Source organism: Amnibacterium sp. CER49, from assembly GCF_029846255.1.
Classification (GTDB): Bacteria; Actinomycetota; Actinomycetes; order Actinomycetales; family Microbacteriaceae; genus Amnibacterium.
The window spans coordinates 249,925-272,714 of record NZ_JARVWQ010000001.1; the positions used below are offsets into that span (position 1 = coordinate 249,925).

The window sequence follows — 22,790 nt, forward strand, 5'->3', positions numbered from 1 at the left end:
AACTAAGGTTCCGGCGCAGGAGTCGACCCCGAGGAAACCCCGAACATTCGACCGAGGTGATCGGCTGCGGATGCGCTTCCGACGTTGCGGCTCATGTAGACGTCCTGCGTCAAGGACGGCTTCGAGTGTCCGAGGTACTCCGCGATCGCGCGGGCGCTCAAGCCGGCGACGTCGAGTGCTGTCGCCGTCGTCTTCCGCAGCGAGTGGCTCGTGTAGGACGAGTAGCCGAGGCGATCCCGGTTCCGCCGCCAGACGGACTCGGCGTCGATCGGGTCGCGAAGCGTTCCCGACAGGCTCGGGAACACGACCGTCGCGATCCGATCGCGGCGCTCGAGGAGCGCCACTGCTTGCACAGGGACGGAGATCGTCCGAGTCGACGCAGCGGTCTTCCCGTGCTGCTGATGCAGCAGCCCCTTCCCAGGGACCCGAACCACTGTCGCGTCGAACGTGACCTTCGCGGCTGCGAGATCGACGCGCTCCCACGTGAGGGCTAGGGCCTCCCCAATGCGGCACCCGCTCATCACCATGAACGCGAGCAGGTCGCCGACGTCCGCACGTCGCAGTTCTGGGTCGTCCATGACCGTCCGAATGAAGGTCGGCACAGTGTCCAGCTGGAGCGCGGTCGAAGCACGTGACGTACCTCGGCGGATGGCTGCGACTTGAGCCACGGGATTCGTCCGCAGGGCGTCAGCCCGCACTGCCATGCCGAGGATGCCGGACAGCACGGAGCGCGTCGTTTTCGCCGTCCCGGGCCCGTGGTCCTTTGTCACCGCCGTGAAGAACGCTTGCAACCGTCCTGGCGTCGCTTCCGCCAAACGCAGATCTCCGATGCGGGGCACGATCACCCGGCGGACGACGCGTTCGTACTCAGCGAGTGATCCCGCTGCCAAGCCGGCGTCGCCCTTCGCGACGACGAACTGCTCGGCCGCTACCGAGAGCGGGGTGCTCGGCTTGAGGTCGCCGTCGGTCGGACTCGCCATATCGACGAGCGCTTCCATGAGCGCGTTGGCCGCCTTGGCTCCCGTCCTTCCTGCGCGGAACCGCTCGACCTGCCTCCGCGTGCCGTCCGGGAATCGGTACAGCGTCCTCGCGCGCCAGACGCCGGGCTCGACCTCGCGAAGGTTCACGGTGCCATGCGTGCTGATCGGCATTCTCGGGCGCCCCATCAACCGGCCTCTCTGCCGACCGCAACCCCGCTCGGCAGCGCGATTCTGCGTCGGAGCTCGGACACGCCCTGACACGGCTTCTCGGACCGCTGCCCCCAGGGCAGCCAGCAAGACCACAGCCAAACCGGATCGAGCAAACCGACCGGCTCGAGCGACCGCCCATTCCTGCCGCAACCTGAGCGACCCTGCCCATTCTCACTCGCGCCTGACCCGCTCGAATTCACGCCCGTTCTCATTCGCCTTCTCCTCTTGCTCTCCCGCGCTCCGCTCATTTCATCTATCCCCTTTCCCACGCCTCCCCGCTCCCTTGCTGCCACATTCCCGCCCTCACTGCAACTCCTCTTTTTCTTGCCCTGTCCTGGCCTGCCACCTGTACTCCCGAACCACCCACAGGCAACTGCTTTTCAAGTTGTGTGTGGGTGGTTCGGGAGCCGCGCCAGCGGAGGTGGCAGGCCAGGACAGGGCAAGACGCCCGAAACGCCTCGCTCGACCCCTCGCACTCGACGAGGGGGTCGGCGAGGGGTCCGACGACGCCCACGAGCAGACCAGCTGTCACGATCGTGACGAGAACCCACCTCCACCGGTCCTCAGCGGCGCGCGTGCACGGCCGTCTCAGAGCTCCGACGGTGAGGTTCGGGACGAGGAACACCACTCGAGCCGATGCAAGCCGATCTCCTCAGATGCCTACTTGCGAGAAGCGCTCACGAGCGCGCGCACGCGGAGCACCCGTCTGCGGCGTGACGCACTTGCAGGCGCCCGTCGCGGTGAGTACGAGGGCGATCACCCGACAAAGCGAGAGGATCGTTCCATGACGGCTGCGCAGTCCTCCCTCACGCCCGTGACCGTGTCGCGGGCTGAAGTCTTTGGGCTGCGACCAGGAGATTCCAACGAGCCAGTCCTCACGATCGACGACTGGTCACCTCCAGTGCAGTTCTTCATCGGTCGGAACGGCAGTGGCAAGTCGCGCACCGCGCGCGCGATCCGGAGCCAGCTAAACGGGCGCCTGCTGTCCACGGATCGCCTCACGGGCCTCATGAGCTTCGTGAACTACGGCTGGGGGTCAGTGCCGACCGCATTCAAAGGAGTACCGCTCGGCGACGAAGAGCGGCAGCAGATGCAACAGATGCAACAAACGGGTACGGCGGGCGGCGAAGCATCTGACGAGCTTTACGCGCTGCGTGAGCAGCCCGAGGTGTGGTTGCGTGTGGCGGCTTTCGTTCGACGTACGCTTGGACGGGTCCTTGACCTCCGAGAGAGCGCTGGCTTCCTCGATCCCTACGTTCGCATTGACGATGTCGAGTACTCGCTCCTCCGAGACGAGGGCCACGGACTCCGCGAACTAGTAGTGCTGCTGACTGCTATCTACCGAGCCGACACGCGTCTGCTCGTTATCGACGAGCCGGAACTCCATCTGCATCCAGCGATGGCGCGCATGTGGCTCACTGAGTTGAACCGCGAGTGTGCGAGGACCGGCAAGCGGGCGATCATCGTCACCCATGAACCGAGCTTCATACGCCCTCGGTCATTCGACGACCTGAAAGCAATCTGGCTCTTCGCTCCGGGACGTCTACCGATGCGCGTTAGTGAGGGTGTGCTTGACGTGCAGGAGATTTCTGTAACAGCCTCGGTCCTGCAGAATCCGCAACTCGTGGCACAACTCGCCTTTGCGCCGAGACCGGTCTTGCTCGAGGGATCAACAGACGTCGCGGCATTCACGACTGCGCTGACCCGTCTGGTTGAACCGGCGGTGGTTGCTCAGACAGAGCTGATCGATTGTGGCGGAAGCGGCTCGGTTGGAGTGTGGCTAGAGATCTGCACCAAGCTCGGGGTCGATGTAAAGGCAATCGCCGACCTTGATGCACTTTTTGATAATGGCGTACAGCGGGCCGTGAATCAGCTGCCAGCGCTGGAGCGAGACCTCGTGGCGGCTTTCGCCTCCGAACCAGGACAACTGCAGCACGTGCTGCAACCCGTGACCCGAGAAGCGAATCGCGCAGGGATTCCGTCAGATCCGGCAAGCCGCGCGGATTGGTTGAGGCAGCAAAGCGATCCCGAGTCTGCCGTCGTACTTCGACGCGACCGCATCATCGACATCCTTCGACTGCACGGTCTCTGGTTGCACATGGGCAATCTTGAGCAGGTTCTGAACATCTCCACAAAAGGGGTAGTGCAAGCTACGGCGGCAGCCGCTCAACCGTCTGGTATCGACGAGGCCGCCCTCTGGGCTGCATACGAGTTGGATCTGCATGGGGATGTTGAGGTGCTGCTGAACGTTGCTGTGGAGCGCGTCGCGCACGCGATCATGCTCGCGGAGCGCGCAGGACCCGCAACCGAATTCCGGACTCCTGTCGGCGGAAGCGCGGTCGCCGACGCGCGCCTGGTTCGAGTCGAACCGATCGAACCCGGGCGACACCGAATTACGGTCCTCACACCGGAACCTTTCGTCGGCTACTGGTTGGAGTTCACTCGCGCTACGCCTTCAACAGAACTTCAGCTGCGGCCTCCCACCGCGTCGGCGGCATCGGAACCGTCGCAGCACAAGAGCATCGACAACTGACCCATCTCGAAGCCTCCTCGTGAGACCTTGGCGCTGCGCACGGGTCAGTGCCGCAAGAAAGTCTGGACCGCGACGATACAGCCCATAGCGCTCTCGGATGCGAATCGATTAAATTGCACTTGACCTCAAGTTAACGCCCGCTCTTCTGAAATTCCGAAAACAAAGCCCGAGCTAAGCCTGCGGCGACCTCATCAGCTCCGCGATCCAGCACCGCTCGACTGATTCGTTCATCAGGTTCGACTCGACTTGGCTCCGCACTCATACGCATTTGGCCCGAGTTTCGCGAGACGCCGGTGACAGTTCCGGCGGACACCATGGAACCTCGAGTCAGCCCGATTCCTATTGCAACTTCGGCAGCGCCCGTGATATCAACCTGCCCGGCTAGCCTAAGCGCCGCGGCCGTCCGCATTGCAAGGTCTTGCGGATCCAAAATTGTTCCCATTTGGTCCCCCGGCAGATTGAACGTGATGGCGACAGCCCCATCCTGATAAACACTGATGGATGCGAGCGATCCGGGCTTTAGTCCATCCCAGCGACCGCGCTCCGTAGGAGGGGGCACCGTCAGGACCGCAACGGTCGCGGAGGGGGTGAGTTCGAGCGCCTCCGTTGAACTAACCAACCCCGAAGCACGCACTCGTTGTGGCAGTCCAGCGGATAATTGCTCAATCAGCCGCCGCGACAGAGCCGGAACCCCTATGGGCACAACGTGTACCTCGAGACGAGGTCGATCACTGCTTACGTTGAAGCCGGAGCGTGGGTTTTCATTCAGCCAATGAATCTCGATCGGATCAGTAAGAGATTGAAAGGAAAGCGCACTTGGCGCATTCTCTAGTTCTCTGATCACTCCGGCGACTTCCGATTGCAGAGCCGCAGCATCGTCGAACGTGGCATAAAACCTGCCCGCGCCATAGTCACCTAACTGCTGCACAAAGTTAGTTTGCTCGGCATCGAGCTCGACGCCCGCTTTGCGAAATACGTACCTTGGCATGCCTCGACGCGTAGCGTCTACCCACTCATCGTGAGTCGCGGACTGGCCAGTCTCTGGGAATACATAGCCGTAATACGGGCCCAATAACAACAAGTACGCGTCACACGTCTCGAGGGCGTCGAGACACGCCTGCCTGCTGGGCACGGACTGCGCAGTGAAGTCCTCGAACCGCACTGGCTCGTGGCCAAGGGCACGGATGAGGCCCGGAATCGCGTCCCGCTCAACCTCGAGGCCACGTCGAACGCTGCTGATGAAAATGCGCATTCTTATTGTTACCAGGCTGCTACGACAGTCGCTCAAGGTGCGATCACAGCCTCGTCCGCCACGGCATGCGGTAGCGACCAACCGCACCGTCGCGTCAGACTTTACCGCTCGGAGCCTCTCACTAATCTGCCTGCGAGATGTCACTCTGCGGGCGCGATCCGCACTGTCCGACCCACGCTCAATGATGTGGCTTGTGACCGACGCCGAAGACGACAGCCCGTTCCAGCAGATCTACGACTGGCTAGTCCTATCGGACGCACAGTGGACAAACCCGTTCCACGGAGGGAACGAGATAGCCCGCAAATGGGCTGGGACAGCGGTCGAGCGGCTCGCCACGATGGCCAGCGGCCAGGAAATCCAGTTCGCCGTCGGCGGCTTCACAACCGACGGCTTCGACACGACCGCCTCGGCGACCGTCTTCACCAAGCACATGCGGCTCGAGCTTGCGCCGACCACGCTTCGGGGCGGGACTGCCTGGCAACCGAGCAAGGTCGTCGCGTCACCCCGGGCGGCCTTGTACGAAGCCACGCTCCTCGAGTCGAACGGTCCCGCTGAAAAGCCCTGGAGCATGGTCCTCGAGCTGCGCTACAAGGACCGGAATGAACCGGTGCGAATTGAGAGCGGTACCTCGGTACACGGTAACGCTGCGCCGGTGTTCGCCTTCCTCCCATCGTTGCTGGCTGATGTAGGTCGCCGCTAGCGCTCCGGCGCAGGGTTCTGACGCGGAGCGGTGAGCGAGGAGGTCCATCCAAACTCGTCTTCACTCGCAAGGCGTCTCGCTCGCCTGCTGCCGAGACGCGTCGAGTGGTCGCCCGACTTGTTCACCCCGACTCTCGACGGCCCGCTTCGCAGAACAAATTGCAGGTGCTCAACCCCGAACTTACCCCGAACATTGGAGACGTATTCTGGTGATTGAGCGAAGTCATGGTGATAGAAAATACCCGGTCAGGGCTCATATGGTGATTCCCGAGCACTGAGCGAAACCTGCAAATCTTAATCCGTAGGTTGCAGGTTCGAGTCCTGCTCGGGGCGCACGTTCTGCCTGATGAGGGGTCGCTTCGGGCACCTCCTCGTCCACCCGGGGAGGACAGCTCCCCACGCATTGCCCACGCAATGAGCCGACGACCGACTCGAGGTCGTTCTCGACCGGGTTCTCGCGCTCGCCGCTGGGGCTCGCTCCGACGCTCGATGTCGATCCATGGACCGCGTCCTGCCACTCGGGCCGGATCGGCGACGCGAGCGGGCTACCGTCGAAGGATGAAGGTCCGCTACGAATGCACAGCTCTCTGCGGGGTCGCTCGGCTCGGCGCCCCCCAGTTCGTACGGGCCATGACGCTCCGCGCGAGCAAGCCGTTCGGCCGGCGTGGTCTGACGTTGGACGGCTGCTCCGCCTTCCCCGTTGGGCGCGGCGGCTCTGACGCGACGATCAAGGTCAAGGCACGGCTCTACGTCGGCGACGCCGGGGGCGACCCGGTCGCGCTGCTCGACGCCGCACTGCGCGACGTGATCCAGGAGATGGCCGCGGCTGTCGCCGTGCCGGTGTCGGTCCGCTCGGTGGAGGTGACCGAGGCGACGACCACCGATGCGTACCGTACGCGGGTCGAGGCGAACCTCGAGAACGAGTTCTGATCAGGGGCCTCGCGGCATCCCGACCGTCGCGAAGCGCATCGCCTGATTGACAGCGCTCGCGCGATCGGTCCAGTGAAGAAGTCCTTCGACAGCGCGTGCGGTGCTGTGTATTCCGCTTCGCAATCAGCAGAAGACGATCGCCCCGGCCCGAGAGCCATCCCGCCCGACCGCATACCGGAGTTCGTTGCGGCCGTGGCGGGCGGCGATGGACCACGACGACTGGACCTTGTCCACCTGCTGACCTCCATGCTGTTTCCCGGATGAAGGATCGGGTCCTCCGTCCAAGCCCGCTCCGGTCTGCGTGCACGCGCTATTGGCGTGCCTGCTGAGCCCGTCGCGCACCGACGCTGCTCGCCGCCCTACGTCGACTCCTTCCGGTAGCCGCCGCGTGGCGGAGGCGGGGAACCTCTACCGCCCCCTCGTGCTCCCCAGCCGTGTATGACGACCAGACCAGCAACGGCGATCGCCGCACCGAGCAGATCGGTGGGGGTCGCAGCTTGGCCCAAGACCGCCCACGCCGAGAGCAGACCAACGATGGGCACGAGCACCGTGAACGGCGCCACACTGTCAGCGGGATAACGAGAGAGAAGCCGGTACCACAGACCGAAACCGATGAGGGTAGCGCCGCCGGAGACATAAACAAGGGCCAGGACCCCCATCAGGTTCAGGCTCAGGAGGGCGTGCAGGTCGCTCGCGGGCCCCTCCGTGACCAAGGAGAGCCCGAGCAACGGCAGCGGCGCGACGGCACTGCTGTAGATAAGAAGCGCGAAGGGGCGCGCGGGCAACGTCGCCCGGGTGAGCACATTGCCGCCACCCCAAGCCAATCCCGCGAGAAGGCACAAGACGAAGCCCGCGACCGAGCTCGTGGACGAAGCGCCTATTCCTATGACGCAGAGGCCGCATACGGCGATCAGCAGGCCCACGGTCCGACCCCCACTCGGACGCTCACGCAAGGTCAGCGCGCCGATGAGCGCCGTGAAGACGACCTGCGACTGAATGACGACCGACGCCAGGCCCGCCCCGATACCCAGCTTCATCGCGACGAATAACGCTCCGAACTGAAGCACGCTCATCAGCAGCCCGATGAGCACGACCCTGAGCCACCCGAGACCGGGACGCCGAACAAGGAACATCGCTGGGACCGCGGCGAGAAGAAACCGCAGAGAGGCGAAGAGCAGCGGAGGGAAGTCCTGAAGACCTATCGCTATGACAACGAAATTGAATCCCCACAGGACCGCACACAGTATGGCCGAACAGAGGTCCGGGAGGCTCATCCTCTTCATGATGTCCAGCCACAGCTCTTTCGGCAGGCTCGCTCGCGCCTTGCACGAAAGCAGAACCCGTCGCTTCCCGGAGCATGCGGACGTCGCCGAGAGCGAGGTCGACGTGCCGGTTTCGAAGCTGAACCGTGAGCCGTCCTTCGGATGCTGTGGTGCGGAGTTCTCACGAGCTCACGGTACCAACCTACCTACTAGTTGTTACAGGCTGCATCTCGCGCTGCGGGGCTGGCCCAGTTCAGAGGCCGTGCGGACGGTCAGCGCATCGAGGCGGAGCAGGCGGCAGGGGCACGGGGCCTCGGCGCCGCCGACAACCTCCGCGATCAGGCCCTATTCATCGAGGACGAACGGTCCCCTATCTGCCCTCCACCTGACGGGACCTACACGGGCGGGAAGGGTGTCCGCTAGGGCCCATTCGGTCTAGATAGGCGTGCGCGGTGAGGTCGAGGCTCTGCCCGCAGAGACGGCGGCGCCGCGACGTCAGGCGCTGCGCCGGCGCCGAACCCATCCGACTCCAGCGAAAGCGAGACCCCATGCGTCATGCACTCTTGGCTGCCGCCGCAACCGCGGCCCTCACCCTCGGAGCCGCAACGCCGGCGCTCGCCAGCAACATCAACAACCAGCAGTCGCGATATCCGGTCGACTACACGTACACGAACCCCTGCACCGGGGAAACGACCTACCTGACCGGGTTCATCGAGGAGGTCTACTCCTACCAGTCCCCGCAGCACCTCAGCGGCCGCATCAACATCCACGTGAGGGGCACGACCGACACCGGGGTCAAGTATGTGGGTGACCAGGTACGGCATTTCACCGCTTCTGCGAACGGCTCGCACTTCGTGGAGACGTTCCGGTTGAACCGTGTCGGCTCATCCCCCTCGAACGCCGACGAAGTCGCTCGCCGAACCATTCAGGTCCGATACGCCGACGGAAAGCTCGTCGTCGACCGGACGGTCGACTTCGACCACTGCACCTGAGAGCGGCTCGAGATCGGGTGCAGACGGTCCTCGCATCGCGCGGCGGACACCGCGGGCGCGCGGCTAGGGGGTCCGTCCTCACGTCGCGCTTCGGTATAGCAGTCCGTTGCTTGTGCCGCGGTGACGCGACCGAGACGAGGACGCCGGGCGCGGCCAGGGCGACGAGGTGGCGCTATACCACCGTCCGCAGACGCGAGACTGCATGGCTCCGGCTGCTCGGCTCGCCCGGCAGGGCGGTGTCCATGTCGAGTTCGATCGCTTCGATGATGTCGGCCATCGACACTCGGACTGGGCGACGCGGCGGCTTACCGATGTCGTGGTCGTTGGGGACGACCCGTCTCCTGTCTCGCAACGGACTTCCACTCGAGACCCTGCGTCCAATCCTTCAAGGACGCTGCGCATCAGCCGGTGAGCTCGGAGACGACCAGTGAAGCCATCACTTGCTAGCTCCCGCAACTACTCCGACACTTCTCCGTGGATTGCAGGATCGAGTCCTGCTCGCGGCGCCGGTAGTCCCTGATGTGGCGCCGCGATCGCCCCGACCTAGCGGCCCTCGAGCGGGTGGATCGTGACTCCCTGGACGACACGGTTCACGGCTCCGCCCGGGAACGGGTTGTCGGTCGGAACGCCGGCCCGGACCGAAGCGTGTAGGGCGATCAGTTGCGCGAAGACGGCGAATGGCAGCGCGAGGAAGGCGTCGTCGACGCCCTCCACGCCATCGATGCCGAAGTCCGCGGCCGGTGCCGTGCGGCCCGCAGAGAGCGCCTGCACCGAAGCCCCGCCCAGCGCGGCGCGGAGCTCGCGTGTCATGTCGTCGTCGTACCGGCGGATGTACGGGTCGTTCGACCCGTAGACGACTGCGAGGGTTCGGTCATCGAGCACCGCTTTCGGCCCGTGCCGGAAGCCGAGTGAGGAGTCGAAGTAGGTGTCGACGCGGCCGGCGGTGACCTCGAGAACCTTCAGCGCGGACTCGCGCGCAAGGCCGGTCAAGGAGCCGCTGCCGAGGTAGACGATCCGCGCAGGGTCGCGCTCGACGAGCCGCTGCACCCGATCCCGCGCTTCGAGCACCTGCTCCCCCGCGGTTGCGAGCGCCTCTACGAGAGCCTCATCATCCCCGAGGAAGACGAGCAACGCGGTGAGCAGCATCGAGGAGAAGCTCGAGGTCATCGCGAAGCCCTCATCGTTCGCTCTGCGCGGGGTGACCAGGTTGCGAGACCTCGCGCGCCCCTCGTGCGCCGTGTAGAGCTGCCCCACCGGGTCGCAGGTGATGACGAGGTGGTGCACGTCGCTGAGCACCCGATCAGCAAGGTCGGTGGCTCCAAGGCTCTCCGGGCTGTTACCGGAGCGCGCGAAGGAGACCAGCAGCGTCGGCACGTCCTCCGCGAGGCGACTGAGCGGGTCCGAGACGAGGTCTGTCGTCGCGACAGCATCGACCCGCCGCCGGAGTCGGCGGGCCAGCGCGGGCGCGGCGACCTCGCCGACAAACGCGGAGGTGCCAGCGCCGGTGAGCACGATCCGCAGGTCCGGCTCGGCGAGCAGCGGCGCGAGGAAGGCCTCGATCTCGGTCCGGAGGCCCGCGACCATCCGGCCTGTCTCGCGCCACACATCGGGCTGCTGGCTGATCTCCCGCTCGGTCGCGGTTCCCACGCCGACGTGGGCAGGCGGGATGGTGGTATCGGTCATCGATGGTCTCCGTAGGGAAGGGTGTCGCCTGTCGAGGTGGGGAGAAGCGGAGAGCATCCCGCGCCCGTCGAGCAACAGCACCGGCGGGAGCTGCTCGAGATGGGCAGCCCGCGAGCGAGCGTGCTCCGAGCGATAGAGAGAACGGTCGCCTCGGGCGACTCGTGCCTCTGGCTCGGATAGGGCGTTCCGCGCCGATCCGGGTGCGCTACTCGTTGTACATCCGGAAGTCCCAGCTTTCAGGCAGGGGAAGGTCGCTGTTCGTCGCCGCCTGCCACTCCGTCCAGAGGCGCTCGAGCATGTCGTCGCTCTCCCGGAGATCGGGGATTTCGATGCCCTCTTCGATGATGTGCGACGCGCGAGCGACATCGCCGGTCCTCAGCGCGGCGCGCGCCTCCCAGTAGCGAACTCGCCCGGCCCGACGGAAGGTCGGGCTGGCCGCCTCGACAGCGGACAGGATGCGGTCGGGCCGACCTGCACGGTGGTAGATCTCGAGCGCGTCAGTGAGCAGCTGCAGCGATTCGGGCAGGCTTGCGAGCGCTGCCGCGAGATGTGTGACGGCTTCCTCGTGCTGCCCTCTGAGCGAGAGGAGCACCGCGAGATGGCGTCGTGGCCACGGGGTGTCCTCGAGGTCGATCGAAGCCGACAGCGAGGCGATGGCGTCGTCCGTATGTCCGACGCTGACTTCCACGAGGGCCACCTGGAGGAGGTCGTGCCAGTTGCTGCTCGTCGTCCTCAGGCGCTCCAGCCACTCATGGCCGGAGACCGCGGGTGCGGGAGGCTTGCACACGGGCAACCGTCCGCTGACGACGAACTCGGCCCACGGCCGCTGAGCCGGACCGAGCTGCATGTGGTTGAACGGCGTGGCGGGGGTGTGCGGCAGATTGCCCGCTTGCACCTCGAGCGCGCCCCAGGCCGAGGCGCGCCCGTTCGGGATGTGATCCGGTTCCCGGGCCGACCACGTCGCGGCTGCCGCGTCCTCGCGGTGGAGCTGCTCGATCGAGACCACGTCGTGGATGGCTGCCCGGGTGGACCGGATCGCACCGTCCCAAGGAGAGCCGGTGGAGCGGTCGACGGCGCTACGCACCGAGCCGTACGCCTCGGTCCAGGACCATGTGGCTCCGGACGGCAGCGTCTCGTACAGGAACTGCGTCGGCGCAAGACCTGCCTGGATCTCGTAGTAGGCACGGTCACCGGAGAGCCAGGTCTGCCAACGCCGTCCTCCTCGCGACGCGCCCCAGACGAACAGCTTCCGCCCGACGAGTCGCGACGTCGACAGGTGGAACAACCCCGCGCCCGTACCGTCGACGCCCGCGATCCACGGCGCGTCGGCGTCCTCGATGTCGAAGAAGAAGTCCTCGGTGGCGGGAGCGCCCTCCGGATAGCTGAAGTCGATCCCCTCGACGACGGGGAACTCCAGACGAATCGGCTCGGGGGCGTAGCCGTACCGCTGGGCTGAATGGGCTGGTGCGATCACCCGAGAGTCCGGCTGCTGTGGTACCGCGATGTTCGACCACCAGTACATCGGCATCGCCGCGCCTGTGGTGTTCGTGATCGAGGGGCGCACGAAGAGCGCGCGCGAGTCGCTCGGGAGCCAGACATCGATGCGCCATACGACGCGCAGCAGCCGCTCGAACTCCCACATCCGCAGCACGGGCCCTGCCGGTGTCTCGACCAAGCCGACGTGAACCGGGTCGGCGGTGAGTCCCCAGTGACCTCGCACGCCGAGGTTCCACTCGACCCCACCCGGGAACCAAGCGTTCCGAAGCGCGAGATTCGCTGGCTGGACCGACGCCGGCTGGTGGAGGAGCTCACGCCCTGAGGACTTCTCGACCAAGGACCAGAGCCTGCCGCCGAACTCGGTGAGGAACGTCGCCTTCAGGTGCTCGTTCTCGAGCGTCGCGACCTGAGCGCTGAAGGGCCGGTGCTGGCGTCCGTACGACGCCCACGGGGTGTACGGCGCGACGGAGACCGCACTTGCGTCGCGAAGGCCGCCGGCGTCGCCGTGTCCGCCTCGAACGAGGCCGATCAACGGGAAGTCGCCTTCGGCCCCCAGGCCAGCGCCGTGCAAGGACACCGAGGAGAAGGTCAGCGTGGTCGTCGGAGGCGAACCATCTCCGTTCCCGCGCGGCGTCACCGAGCGACACCTTCGAGCGCCGAGAGCCTCGCATTGACCTCGGCGCGCGCCCGCAGGTAATGGCCGTCGTCGTAGGAGAACTTGTCGAATCGCAACGCGCCCCCATCGCCATCGGTGTCGATGAGCTCGCGGGCGCCGGTGTCCCCCAGGGCGGCGAGCATCGTGAGCGCGCGATGGTCGTACATGGCCTGCGCGAACACGCGGGATCGGATCGACGCCTCCGGCTCGCCGTCCATACCCGGGTATACGAGAAATGCGTCTCCCCCGGGATAAGCACCTCCCGCTGTTGTGTTCGCGTAGGGATCGAGTCGCGCGCGCGAGAGCCGCGTGGAATAGAAGTTGAATCCCCAGTGCAGGAAACCGCCGCAGCCGAAAGCGAAGAGCTGATGACCCAGCACGCGGTTACGACTCGATGGAAGCGCCATGAACCTGTTGGCGACATCTCGAGCCTGTCCGACGCAGTAGTAGATCCACAGGTTGGGAACAGCGCGCTCCAAGAAGGGCATGACGGCGTCCGTCGCCACCACGGGGCATTCGATCAAGCCCTCGTCGAAGAGCTCGACGTCGCTCAGGGCATCGACGACCGTGAATCCTTCGAGGAGCTCGCCGACCACTTCACGCGCGGCGCGATACCCGGCGAGCCCTGACTCCCCTTCGGGCTCGTCCGAGAGATGGAAGAGAACGTTCGAAAGCGACCAGTTCTGCTCCAGGAACGTCGTGAGAGCGGGAATGAAGGCTTCGAGGAATCGCCGGTAGCCCGGGTCCACCGCCGGAACGTGCCACCCGAACTCCTCCGTGAGCGCCCCATCCACCGAGACCCAGATCGAGGGAGTCGCATGCGCTCCCCACTGCGTGAAGAGGTGGGCGATCTCAAGGTGAACGATTCCATGGCGTCGGCAGATCTCGACCCAACGCTTCAACTTCGCGAAATCGAACCGGTACCGGCCTCCCACGCGGTGGATGTCCACCAGCTGCGTAGTGAGGAGTCGAGCGCCCACCTCGGTCTCGAGCGGAGGAGTCCACACCGAGGTGAGCAGCGAATTGATCTGTGCATGACTCGCTGCAGCGACAGCACGATCGATCAGGTGCCAGTGGGGCTCAGAGAACACCTCGACGCCGTGGTACTCCGCGATGGACTGCAGCCACAGCCAGGCCGTGTTGACGATGGACAACGGAGCGAGCGTCACGGGAGCGACGAACAGCTCGAGCGTCGCGGAGAGCAGCACCGTGTCGCCGCGCGTCAGCTCGACCTGGATGTGCCGATCTCCTGCGTGCTGCGGGTCATCGACCTGGATGTCGATCCAGACGGCGCTCCAACCCGCGAGCAGCGGCCGAAAGAGGCCGTCGGGGGCCAGGCGTAGGAGGTCGGGATACAGACCCGGTTCGTCGCGCTCGTACCCGTCGTCGTGCTGCCGGAACGACGGGAGGTCGTTCGGCACGAGTTCGACGGTCTGGATCGTGGCGCGTGCTCCGTCGCCCGGCTCGACGCTGACGTGAAGCGTCTCCTGGGGCTGGAAATGGCCGGTGGCCGGCGGGCGGACCGCTACCTGGAAGGAGACAGGCTCCCCGAGCGTGGTGCTCAGGTAGAGATCCCTGTCGGACGCCCGCGGGGCGTAATCCGGGTGCACCTTCACCAGGCTGTTCACCACAGCGATGTCCCAGCTGCCGGCGCCAACGGGCTCGGTCGTCACTGCATCTCCCCGTTCTTCTTCGTGAACATCCAGAAGGTGTCGACGCAGGACGCGCCGACGGTCCTCGAGTAGAACGGGAAGGCCGATTCGGCGGACCACCCGATTCGGACGTGGCGAACGCCGGCGGCATGAAGATCGGTCAGTCCTCGACGGAGCAGCTCTCCACCCACCCCGCCGCCTTGCAGCTTCGGGTCGGTCGCGATGGGACCGAGCACGTGCTGCCGGAACACGCCGACTGCGACGAATCCGACGATCTGGCCCCCCCGTTCGGCGAACCACACGCTTGCCCCCGGGCGGGTCAGCCCGTACTCGACCTCGTTGGCCCAGGTGACCGTGAAGGTCGACTCGATGTAGGCCCGAGCGCTCGCCAGATCGTCCGGGGTGCCGCGACGGATGGTCACGCCGTGAGCAGCCAGGCGTTCGACGGCGCCGTCCCCGACGAAGGGACGGGTCACATCGACTCCGAGGTCCGTCGCAACGTCGGTACGCGTGTAGCCGTGGCGGATGAGCATCGCCAACGCGGCGGAGCGCCTGTTCGACACCCCTGGCCACACGTAACCCAGCGTGCTGTTGCCGACGCGGAACTCTTCCGCGCCGCGGCCGCCGAGCGAATCCTCGAACGACTCGAGGAGCGAGCGCCCTACGCCCATTCCGTGGACGTCGGGGCTGACCGCTATCAGGTCGAGGAACGCCGACTTCCCTTGCAGTCCAGCTACAGCGATGCCGACGGTGCGCCCGTTGCGCTCGGCTGCGAAGCGAATCGTGGACCGGCCGGCGACGTCCACGTCCACGCAGCGGACGATGGCTTCCGGATCAGGTTCCGCCGCGAAGGCCTCGGCAACAACGGCCGCGTGGGAATGGAGCGTCTGCGAATCGACGACCCGGACCACCACAGACATCTACGCATTCCGTTCGCTAATGAGAATCGTCCGTACAGGACACCGATCGCCTGCCCTCGTGCGCCCAGATCGTTGCTCGACGGTTGAGACGAACGGAGCGCAAGTCGCTCGACAATGAAGAAGACCGTCTGCCCATCAGCGCTCGGCAGCAGACGCTCCCCAAGAAGCAGTGGCGGCGTCAACGCACGCGTGCAAGTGCGCATCCCGACTGCTCATGTGCTGCACCGAGACACGATCGTGACATTCGCTGTCCTAGCGTCTCGCCCGAGCCTCAGGTCCAGCCCTGCAGGACCTACTCCTGTCACACACGACTCATCGGTCGGACCGTCACGAATGACGCCACTGATCGGACTCCAGCTCACTGAGGAGCAACTATGAATGGCCCTTCCGCGCATCGGCGAGCACACCAGCAGATGCGTCGTGCATTCACGCCCGTCCTGGTAGCCGTCAGCCTTGTCGCGAGCCTTGCCGGGTGCAGCGCGGGGGCCACTGCCAGTGGAAGTGGATCTGCGTCGGGCTTCAAGCCCGGCGTCCTCACCAAGAAGTACTCCGGCACGACGTTGGAGGTGGGACTCCCGAATTATCAGGGCATGCCCAAGAGCACGCTGGCCGAGTTCACGAAGGCGACCGGCATCAAGCTGCACATGCAGAACCCGTCGTACGACGTCATCCACGACAAGATCGTGACGGCAGGGGCAGCAAACACCGCCTTCGCCGACGTCGTCTACCTGGACCCCGCGTGGATCGGGCAAGTCGGTGCCGCGGGCTGGTTCGAGCCCCTCGAGAAATGGGTGCCGAGCAGCACGATCAAGAACGACCTCGGGCAAAGCCTCTTCGCCTACAAGGGGCAGACGATCGGACTGCCGTGGAACCTCGACTTCCGCGGAACGCTCTGGAACATGACGCTGCTCAAGAAGGCCGGGATCAACAAACCCCCCACCTCCTATGACGAGCTCATCACGACCGCGGAGAAGCTGAAGTCGAAGGGGGTCGTGAAGTATCCCGTCGCCGAGCCGCTTTCAATCACCGAAGGCGCCGCCACTCCGTGGTATGCGCTCGTGCGGGCGTCGGGGAACGCGGTCCTCAAGAACGGCAAGCCTGCGTTCCAGGCCGGCGGCGCGGGGGCAAAAGCCCTCGATCTCATCCGCACGCTCTTCTCCAAGCAATTGATCGACCCGGGTTCCGTGAACCTCACCGACCAGCAGGTGGGTCAGGCATTCGGCAACGGCGACTCGGCAGTGATGCTCTCCGGCGGCCCCGCGGGCCTCGGTTACTACGCGCAGCCGTCGAACAGCAAGATCAGCTCGGATCAGGTCACCTTCACGACGCTGCCGACGCCCGATGGATCTCCCTCCGCCGGGTCCGTCGGTCTCGAAGACGGGATGGGCATCCCCAAGGCGAGCACGCACAAGGAGGCCGCGGCGCTCTTCGTCAACTGGTACCTCCAGGAGCACCAGCTGAACGCGGCCTACGCCGCTGCCGGCCTGCTGCCGCCGAACGCCGCAGCGCTCAAGACGCTCGTGTCGCAAGGGAAGCTCGCGGGCGGTCAGCCCCTTGTCGACGCGGCGATGGGCATCAAGCCGATCTTCGAGGGAGGCTCGCCGACCTGGTACTCGAAGTTCTCCAGCAACGTGGCTTCGATGGTTCAGTCGGTGGCGGTCGGCAGCAAGTCCTCTGGGCAGGGGGTCGCAGGTCTCGTCAGCCAGGTCAACGCGCTCAACGCTCAACAATGACCGATAGCGAGCGGATGCAGTTGAGCCGCCGCGAGGGAGTGCGGAGTCGCTGGTCGCTTCGCGCCCGGGAGGTCACCAGTGCCTATGTGCTGGTGACCCCCGCCCTGATCATCATCGCCCTGCTGATCTTCTTCCCCGCGGTCCAGAGCACGATCGACAGCTTCCGCCAGGGCGACCTGACGAATCCAACGGCGCATAACTTCATCGGTCTGCGGAACTATCTCAACGCGCTACTGGATCCGAGTTTCCTGCAGGCGGTCCGTAACACGGGCGTCTACATCGTCGTGGCGGTCGTCGTAGCGCTCCTGCTCGGACTGCTCATGGCCATGTGGATGCAGAGCCTCGGCGGCAGGGCGCGGGTGATCGCCCTCACACTGATCATTCTCCCGTGGGCCGTGCCCGGGACGGTCGCCGGCAACCTCTGGTCGTTCATCCTCAATCCGACCGGCAGCGGTCTGCTCAACGGTGTGCTCGAATCGCTGGGGGTCATCGATCAGCCGCAGATCTGGATCGCCTCACCGCTGTGGGGGCAGGTCTTCATCGCGTTGTCGTTCTGCTGGGGCCTCGTGCCGCTCGGGGCGATCATCTTCCTCGCCGGGCTCGAATCCATCCCGGAAGACTTCTATGCGCAGAGCTATGTCGACGGCGCTACCGCGCTGCAGCGGTTCACCTCGATCACGCTGCCGCTGCTGAGACCTGCACTTGCAATCGTGCTCGTCAACGCAGCGGTCTCCGCCATCGGCATCTACGACCAGGTGTATGTCCTCGCGGGATTCGACCCGAACAAGATCTCCCTGATCGGTCAGACCTACCTTTACGCCTTCCGTGACTTCAACTTCGGGCTGGGTTATGCGGCATCGATCCTGACCACCGTGGCGACCACGCTCATCGCGGCGGTATTTCTCAAGGTCGTCTATCGCGAGGAGCAGATGTGACCTTCAAGGCACCAACGAAGCATCATGCCACTCGCCGCGTGATACAGGCGATCGTCGGCGTCATCGTGATCGGCTGGTCGCTGATCCCCATCTACTGGGGCGTGGTCGTCAGCTTCTCCACGCCGGCGGGCATTCACCAGTCGCCGCCCCCCATCCTGCCGTTCTCGTTCACCTGGTCGAACTACGCAGCAGTCCTCGACCCTGCGAATCCGGACGCACAGCGCTTCTTCATGGCGATCGGGAACTCCGCGCTGCAGGCTGTCGGCGCGACGGCGCTGACACTGCTCTTTGCGTTGCCTGCGGCGTATGCGTTCGCGCGACTGCGATTCAGGGGATCCGGCACCATCCTGACGCTGCTCGTCACAACGATGGCGATGCCGGTCTACCTTGTGATGATCCCGTTGTTCCAGTTCGCCGTGCAGGCGGGCCAGATCAATGTCCCGTTCTTCGTGATCCTGATTCTTGCCTCGGGCTCCGTACCCCTGGCGGTGTGGATCCTGCGGAGCCATATCGCATCCCTACCTGCGGACCTCGAGGCAGCGGCTCGGCTCGACGGTTGCAGTACCGGCGGCGTCCTGATCCGCATCGTCGGCCCCCTGGTCGCCCCCGGCGTCGTGGCTTCCGCCGTCGTCGTCTTCCTCGGTGCCTGGGGCGCGTTCCTGCTCCCTGGCATCTTCACGAACTCCCCGAACACACAGACGCTGACCCTGCTGGTTCCGACCTTCGCGACCAAGTTCGCCCAGGACCTCGGCGTTCAAGCAGCCGCAGGTCTTCTCGGCCTCGCCGTCCCGGCACTTCTCGTGGTGCTGCTCCAGCGGTATCTCGTGTCCGGTCTCCTCAAAGGCGCATCCCGATAGCCCGGCCCCCGGCAGCCGCGCCGTCACATCAGGGCGGCCACGCTCCACGCCCGCGTGGCGCCTGTCACGGCGCGGACGGTTACGCCTCGTTGCGGGAGGACTCGATCGGTGCACGGGTGCGCCGCCACCATGGCCAGCACCAACGAACCGGGGAGCGATGACCAGCACCACACCGATCACCGCCAGTCCGTGGACCGGTCGAGCGCAGGAGACGGAGCAGCAGTGGCTCCGCCTGGCCGCCGAAGTCGCGGCCGAGCTCAACGAGGGCGCGGCCGATCGCGACCGCGCGGGCGCCGGCCTCGAGGAGGCACTCGCCCTCGTCCGCGCGGCGGGCCTGGCCGATCTGATCGTGCCCGCGGAGCACGGCGGCCGGGGCGCTCACTGGGAGACCGCATTCGGCGTTCTTCGCCACCTCGCGCAGGCCGACGCCTCGCTCGGGCTGGTCGTCGGCTACTCCTACTTGAACCAGGCCTGCATCGGCTTCTACGGCGAGGGAGAGCGCCGGGCTGCCTGGTTCCGCAGGACCGCGGAGCGGCGGTGGTTCTGGAGCGACTCGCTGAACCCTGTCAGCCCGGACCTCCGGCTCACGGCGGACGGGCAGGCCTACCGCCTGACCGGGAGGAAACGGTTCGCGACAGGAGCGAGCGCCGCCGATGTCATCCTCGCCTCCGCAGTCGCCGAGGGCGGCGCCTACGACGGGCAGGCCCTGGTCTTCGCGATCGACGCCCGTCGTGACGGTGTGCGTCACCTCGACGACTGGGATCACCTCGGCATGCGCGCGACGGCGAGCGGCTCGGTCGAGTACCACGACGTGCTCGTCACCGACGAAGACGTGATCGGCACCGACACGGGTCACCCGTTCTCGTCGATCGTGACCCCGGGCGTGCAGCTCCTGTTCGGCAACCTCTACCTCGCGGTCGCTCAGGGGGCGCTCGCCACGGCTCGCACCGTCACCCGCGCTCGGCAGAATGCCTGGTTCCTGAGCGCCGCCGACCGCTACGCCGACGACCCGCTCGTGCACCGCCTGTTCGGCGAGCTGGTCGCCCGCACCGCCGCCGTCGAAGCGCTCGCGGACCGGCTGAACCGCCGCTACGACGACGTCGTCGCACTCGGGCACGCAGCGACATGGGAGGACCGCGCTCGGATCGAGGTCGAGGTCGCGGCGCTCAAGGTCGTCGCCACCGAGGTTGGACTCGAGGTCTCGGCCCGGGTCTTCGAGGCCACCGGAGCGAGCGCCACCAGCAACCGGGTCGGGCTGGACCGCTTCTGGCGCGACGTGCGCACCCACAGCCTTCATGATCCTGTCGACTACAAGAAGGTCGAAGTCGGAGCCCACTTCCTGAACGGGACCGTGCAGCCCGTCTCGCTCTACACATGAGCGGGACCGTTCCCGACGCGGCGCTGCTCGACCGCTACGCCCCCGTGTTCGCCGAGATCGGCGAGCACGCCCTCGATCGCGAGCGCGAGCGGACGCTGCCCTTCGAGCAGATCCGGCTGCTTCAGGCGTCCGGCTTCACGGCGCTCCGGGTGCCGGCCGAGCTCGGTGGCGGCGGTGCGACGATCCGGCAGCTGTTCCTGCTGCTCACGCGCCTCGCGGCCGCGGACCCGCACGTTCCACAGGCGCTGCGTGGCCACTTCGCCTTCGTCGAGGACCGGCTCGCCGCGGCGCCCGGCGGGGAGCGCGACGCCTGGCTGCGGCGCTTCGTGAACGGCGAGACCGTCGGGAACGCGGTCACCGAGGTCGGCACGGTGGCGGTCGGCCGAACCGCCACCCGTCTGCGCCGGAACGGCGATCGGTGGTCGGTGACCGGCCGGAAGTACTACACGACGGGCAGCATCTTCGCGGAGTGGATCGATGCCACGGCCTCGGACGAGGAGGGGCACGAGTACGCGGCCCTCCTGCGGCGTGACCAGGCGGGCGTCACGGTGCTCGACGACTGGGACGGGTTCGGCCAGGGGCTCACCGGCACCGGGACGGCCGTGTTCGAGGACGCGGTCGCCGAGCACGTCTACGACTTCGCGGACCGCTTCCCGACGCAGACGGCCTTCTACCAGCTGGTGCTCGTCGCCGTCCTCGCCGGGATCAGCGCCGCCGTCGAGCGGGACGTCGTCGCGGAGCTGCAGGACCGCGCGCGCGTCTTCAGCCACGGGACGGCCGCGCAGAGCCGACGCGACCCGCAGCTGCTCGAGATCGTCGGCCGCATCTCCGCATCGGCCGCTGCCGCCGAGGCGATCGTCGTGGGCGCGAGCTCGGTGCTCGAGGCCGCGAGCACCGGCGCGGCGACGAAGCGCGACGCCGAGCTCGCCGCGGCTCGGGCGCAGGTCGTCGTCGGTCCGCTCGCGATCGAGGCGGCGTCCGCGTTGTTCGACCCGCTCGGTGCGTCGGCCACGGGCCGGCCGCGACTGCTCGACCGCCACTGGCGCAACGCCAGGACCGTCGCCTCGCACAACCCCGCCGCCTTCAAGGCACGCATCGTCGGAGACGCCCTTGTCAACGACGCCGAACCGCCGTACGAGTGGGCGGTCGGTGTGAGCCCCGCCCGGAACCAGGAGTGACCCGATGCCCGTGGCCGACCGCGAGCTGATCCTCAACGCCTTCACGATGAACACGCCCGGGCACCTGTCCGCGGGCACGTGGCGGCACCCCCGCGATCAGTCGCGCAGGTACCTGGACATCGAGTGGTGGGTCGAGCTCGCCCGCACCCTGGAGCGCGGCCGCCTCGACGCGGTGTTCCTCGCCGACGTGCTCGGCGTCTACGACGTGTACGGCGCCGGTGCGGACGCGGCCCTGCGCTCCGCCGCACAGATCCCGGTGAACGACCCCGTGCAGCTGCTGCCCGCGATGGCGCATGCGACCGAGCACCTCGGCCTCGCCGTGACCGCGTCCGTGTCGTTCGAGCACCCCTTCCCGTTCGCGCGGCGCATGTCGACCCTCGACCACCTCACCCGCGGACGGGTGGGCTGGAACATCGTCACCTCGTACCTGAACAGCGGCGCCTTGAATCTCGGCGTTCCCGGTCAGGTCGCGCACGATCGCCGCTACGACATCGCCGACGAGTACCTCGAGGTCTGCTACAAGCTGTGGGAGCGCAGCTGGGACGACGACGCCGTCGTGCTCGACGCCGAGCGCGCTGTGTACGTGGAGCCGTCGCGGGTGCACCCGATCGGGCATCGCGGCGAGTTCTTCACCGTGCCGGGCATCCATCTCGCCGAGCCGTCTCCGCAGCGCACGCCGTTCCTCTTCCAGGCCGGCGCCTCGCCGCGTGGCCTGCGTTTCGCGGCCCGCCACGCGGAGGGGATCTTCGTCGCCGCGCCGAGCACGGAGGTGCTCGCTCGGCAGGTGGCGGCCGCGAACGACGCCGTCGAGGCCGCGGGACGCGCCCCGGTGCCGGTGATCCAGCAGCTCACCGTCGTCGTCGCCGAGACCGACCAGGATGCGAGACGGCGCTTCGAGGAGTACCTCGAGGTCGCGGATCCGGTCGGCGCCCAGGTGCTCATCTCCGGCTGGACGGGCATCGACTTCGCGGCCCTCGACCCGGACCGCGTGCTGCAGCGGGAGGAGAGCCAGGCGATCCAGTCGACGGTCGACGCCTTCACCGCGACCGATCCGACGAAGCGGTGGACGCCGCGCGAGATCGCCGACTACGTCCGCGTCGGCGGCGACGGGCCCGTGCTCGTCGGATCGGCCGCGACCGTGGCCGACGGCATCGAGCGCATCGTCGAGCAGACCGGCGTACGCGGGTTCAACCTGGCCGCAACGGTCGTCCCCGAGGCCTGGGAACAGGTCGTCGACCTGCTCGTGCCGGAGCTCCAGGCTCGCGGCCGCTTCAAGCGGGACTACGCCCCCGGCACGCTGCGCGAGAAGCTCGGCTCCGGCCCGCGGACGGCAGCGCCGCACCCCGCCGCAACCGTGCGCATCGACGTGCCGACTCCCGAGGACGCCGGACGAAACCGGGCGTAACGCACCGGCCGCAACAGTCGGTAACGGTCGTTTCCAGGC

General features: G+C 66.6%; 17 protein-coding genes. 10 read left to right on the forward strand and 7 right to left on the reverse strand.

Going from position 1 to position 22,790, the window contains the following annotated elements:
* Positions 1 to 2 precede the first annotated feature (2 nt).
* Positions 3 to 1,127, reverse strand: a complete 1,125-nt coding sequence (locus QDR37_RS01225; RefSeq protein WP_279711713.1) for a site-specific integrase — start codon at positions 1,125 to 1,127, stop codon at positions 3 to 5.
* 847 nt (positions 1,128 to 1,974) lie between these two features.
* Between QDR37_RS01225 and QDR37_RS01230 the strand changes: the two genes are divergently transcribed.
* Positions 1,975 to 3,723, forward strand: coding sequence for an AAA family ATPase (locus QDR37_RS01230; RefSeq protein ID WP_279711714.1), 1,749 nt, complete (start codon positions 1,975 to 1,977; stop codon positions 3,721 to 3,723).
* 130 nt (positions 3,724 to 3,853) lie between these two features.
* On the opposite strand, the gene QDR37_RS01235 is transcribed toward QDR37_RS01230, so the two are convergent.
* Positions 3,854 to 4,711, reverse strand: a complete 858-nt coding sequence (locus tag QDR37_RS01235; RefSeq protein WP_279711715.1) for a hypothetical protein — start codon at positions 4,709 to 4,711, stop codon at positions 3,854 to 3,856.
* 457 nt (positions 4,712 to 5,168) lie between these two features.
* On the opposite strand from QDR37_RS01235, the gene QDR37_RS01240 reads away from it, so the two are divergent.
* Together QDR37_RS01240 and QDR37_RS01245 are read left to right on the forward strand one after the other, a co-directional pair.
* A complete protein-coding gene (locus tag QDR37_RS01240; RefSeq protein WP_279711716.1) occupies positions 5,169 to 5,675 on the forward strand; it encodes a hypothetical protein in 507 nt (168 codons plus the stop codon).
* 629 nt (positions 5,676 to 6,304) lie between these two features.
* Positions 6,305 to 6,604: a hypothetical protein gene (locus tag QDR37_RS01245; RefSeq protein WP_279711717.1), complete on the forward strand. Its 300-nt coding sequence runs from the start codon at positions 6,305 to 6,307 to the stop codon at positions 6,602 to 6,604.
* Positions 6,605 to 6,963: 359 nt separating this feature from the next.
* Here the strand turns inward: QDR37_RS01245 and QDR37_RS01250 are convergent, their stop codons facing one another.
* Positions 6,964 to 7,878 (reverse strand): EamA family transporter, encoded by a 915-nt coding sequence (locus tag QDR37_RS01250; RefSeq protein ID WP_279711718.1) that lies wholly within the window; start codon positions 7,876 to 7,878, stop codon positions 6,964 to 6,966.
* Positions 7,879 to 8,414: 536 nt separating this feature from the next.
* On the opposite strand from QDR37_RS01250, the gene QDR37_RS01255 reads away from it, so the two are divergent.
* The gene (locus tag QDR37_RS01255; RefSeq protein WP_279711719.1) at positions 8,415 to 8,858 is read left to right on the forward strand and encodes a hypothetical protein; all 444 of its coding nucleotides are present in this window, start codon (positions 8,415 to 8,417) and stop codon (positions 8,856 to 8,858) included.
* 543 nt (positions 8,859 to 9,401) lie between these two features.
* Here QDR37_RS01255 and QDR37_RS01260 read toward each other — a convergent pair.
* The 4 genes from QDR37_RS01260 to QDR37_RS01275 form a co-directional block, all read right to left on the reverse strand.
* Complete coding sequence (locus QDR37_RS01260; protein ID WP_279711720.1) at positions 9,402 to 10,622, reverse strand: SIS domain-containing protein; 1,221 nt, start codon at positions 10,620 to 10,622, stop codon at positions 9,402 to 9,404.
* 124 nt (positions 10,623 to 10,746) lie between these two features.
* Positions 10,747 to 12,675: a DUF5107 domain-containing protein gene (locus QDR37_RS01265; RefSeq protein ID WP_279711721.1), complete on the reverse strand. Its 1,929-nt coding sequence runs from the start codon at positions 12,673 to 12,675 to the stop codon at positions 10,747 to 10,749.
* Positions 12,672 to 14,366, reverse strand: coding sequence for a DUF4091 domain-containing protein (locus tag QDR37_RS01270; RefSeq protein WP_279711722.1), 1,695 nt, complete (start codon positions 14,364 to 14,366; stop codon positions 12,672 to 12,674). The genes QDR37_RS01265 and QDR37_RS01270 overlap by 4 nt, the downstream gene beginning before the upstream one ends.
* Complete coding sequence (locus QDR37_RS01275) at positions 14,363 to 15,265, reverse strand: GNAT family N-acetyltransferase (protein WP_279711723.1); 903 nt, start codon at positions 15,263 to 15,265, stop codon at positions 14,363 to 14,365. The genes QDR37_RS01270 and QDR37_RS01275 overlap by 4 nt, the downstream gene beginning before the upstream one ends.
* Before the next feature lie 590 nt (positions 15,266 to 15,855).
* Here QDR37_RS01275 and QDR37_RS01280 point away from each other — a divergent pair.
* The 6 genes from QDR37_RS01280 to QDR37_RS01305 all read left to right on the forward strand — a co-directional run bounded on the left by QDR37_RS01280 (position 15,856) and on the right by QDR37_RS01305 (position 22,751).
* A complete protein-coding gene (locus QDR37_RS01280) occupies positions 15,856 to 16,998 on the forward strand; it encodes an extracellular solute-binding protein (protein WP_279711724.1) in 1,143 nt (380 codons plus the stop codon).
* Positions 16,995 to 17,933, forward strand: coding sequence for a sugar ABC transporter permease (locus tag QDR37_RS01285; protein WP_279711725.1), 939 nt, complete (start codon positions 16,995 to 16,997; stop codon positions 17,931 to 17,933). The genes QDR37_RS01280 and QDR37_RS01285 overlap by 4 nt, the downstream gene beginning before the upstream one ends.
* The gene (locus QDR37_RS01290) at positions 17,930 to 18,790 is read left to right on the forward strand and encodes a carbohydrate ABC transporter permease (RefSeq protein WP_279711726.1); all 861 of its coding nucleotides are present in this window, start codon (positions 17,930 to 17,932) and stop codon (positions 18,788 to 18,790) included. Before QDR37_RS01285 ends, QDR37_RS01290 begins: the two co-directional genes overlap by 4 nt.
* 157 nt (positions 18,791 to 18,947) lie before the next feature.
* Positions 18,948 to 20,168: an acyl-CoA dehydrogenase family protein gene (locus QDR37_RS01295; protein WP_279711727.1), complete on the forward strand. Its 1,221-nt coding sequence runs from the start codon at positions 18,948 to 18,950 to the stop codon at positions 20,166 to 20,168.
* Positions 20,165 to 21,346, forward strand: a complete 1,182-nt coding sequence (locus QDR37_RS01300) for an acyl-CoA dehydrogenase family protein (RefSeq protein ID WP_279711728.1) — start codon at positions 20,165 to 20,167, stop codon at positions 21,344 to 21,346. Before QDR37_RS01295 ends, QDR37_RS01300 begins: the two co-directional genes overlap by 4 nt.
* Before the next feature lie 4 nt (positions 21,347 to 21,350).
* Positions 21,351 to 22,751 carry an LLM class flavin-dependent oxidoreductase gene (locus tag QDR37_RS01305; protein WP_279711730.1) on the forward strand — a complete coding sequence of 467 codons (1,401 nt, stop codon included), beginning with the start codon at positions 21,351 to 21,353 and terminating at the stop codon, positions 22,749 to 22,751.
* Positions 22,752 to 22,790 lie beyond the last annotated feature (39 nt).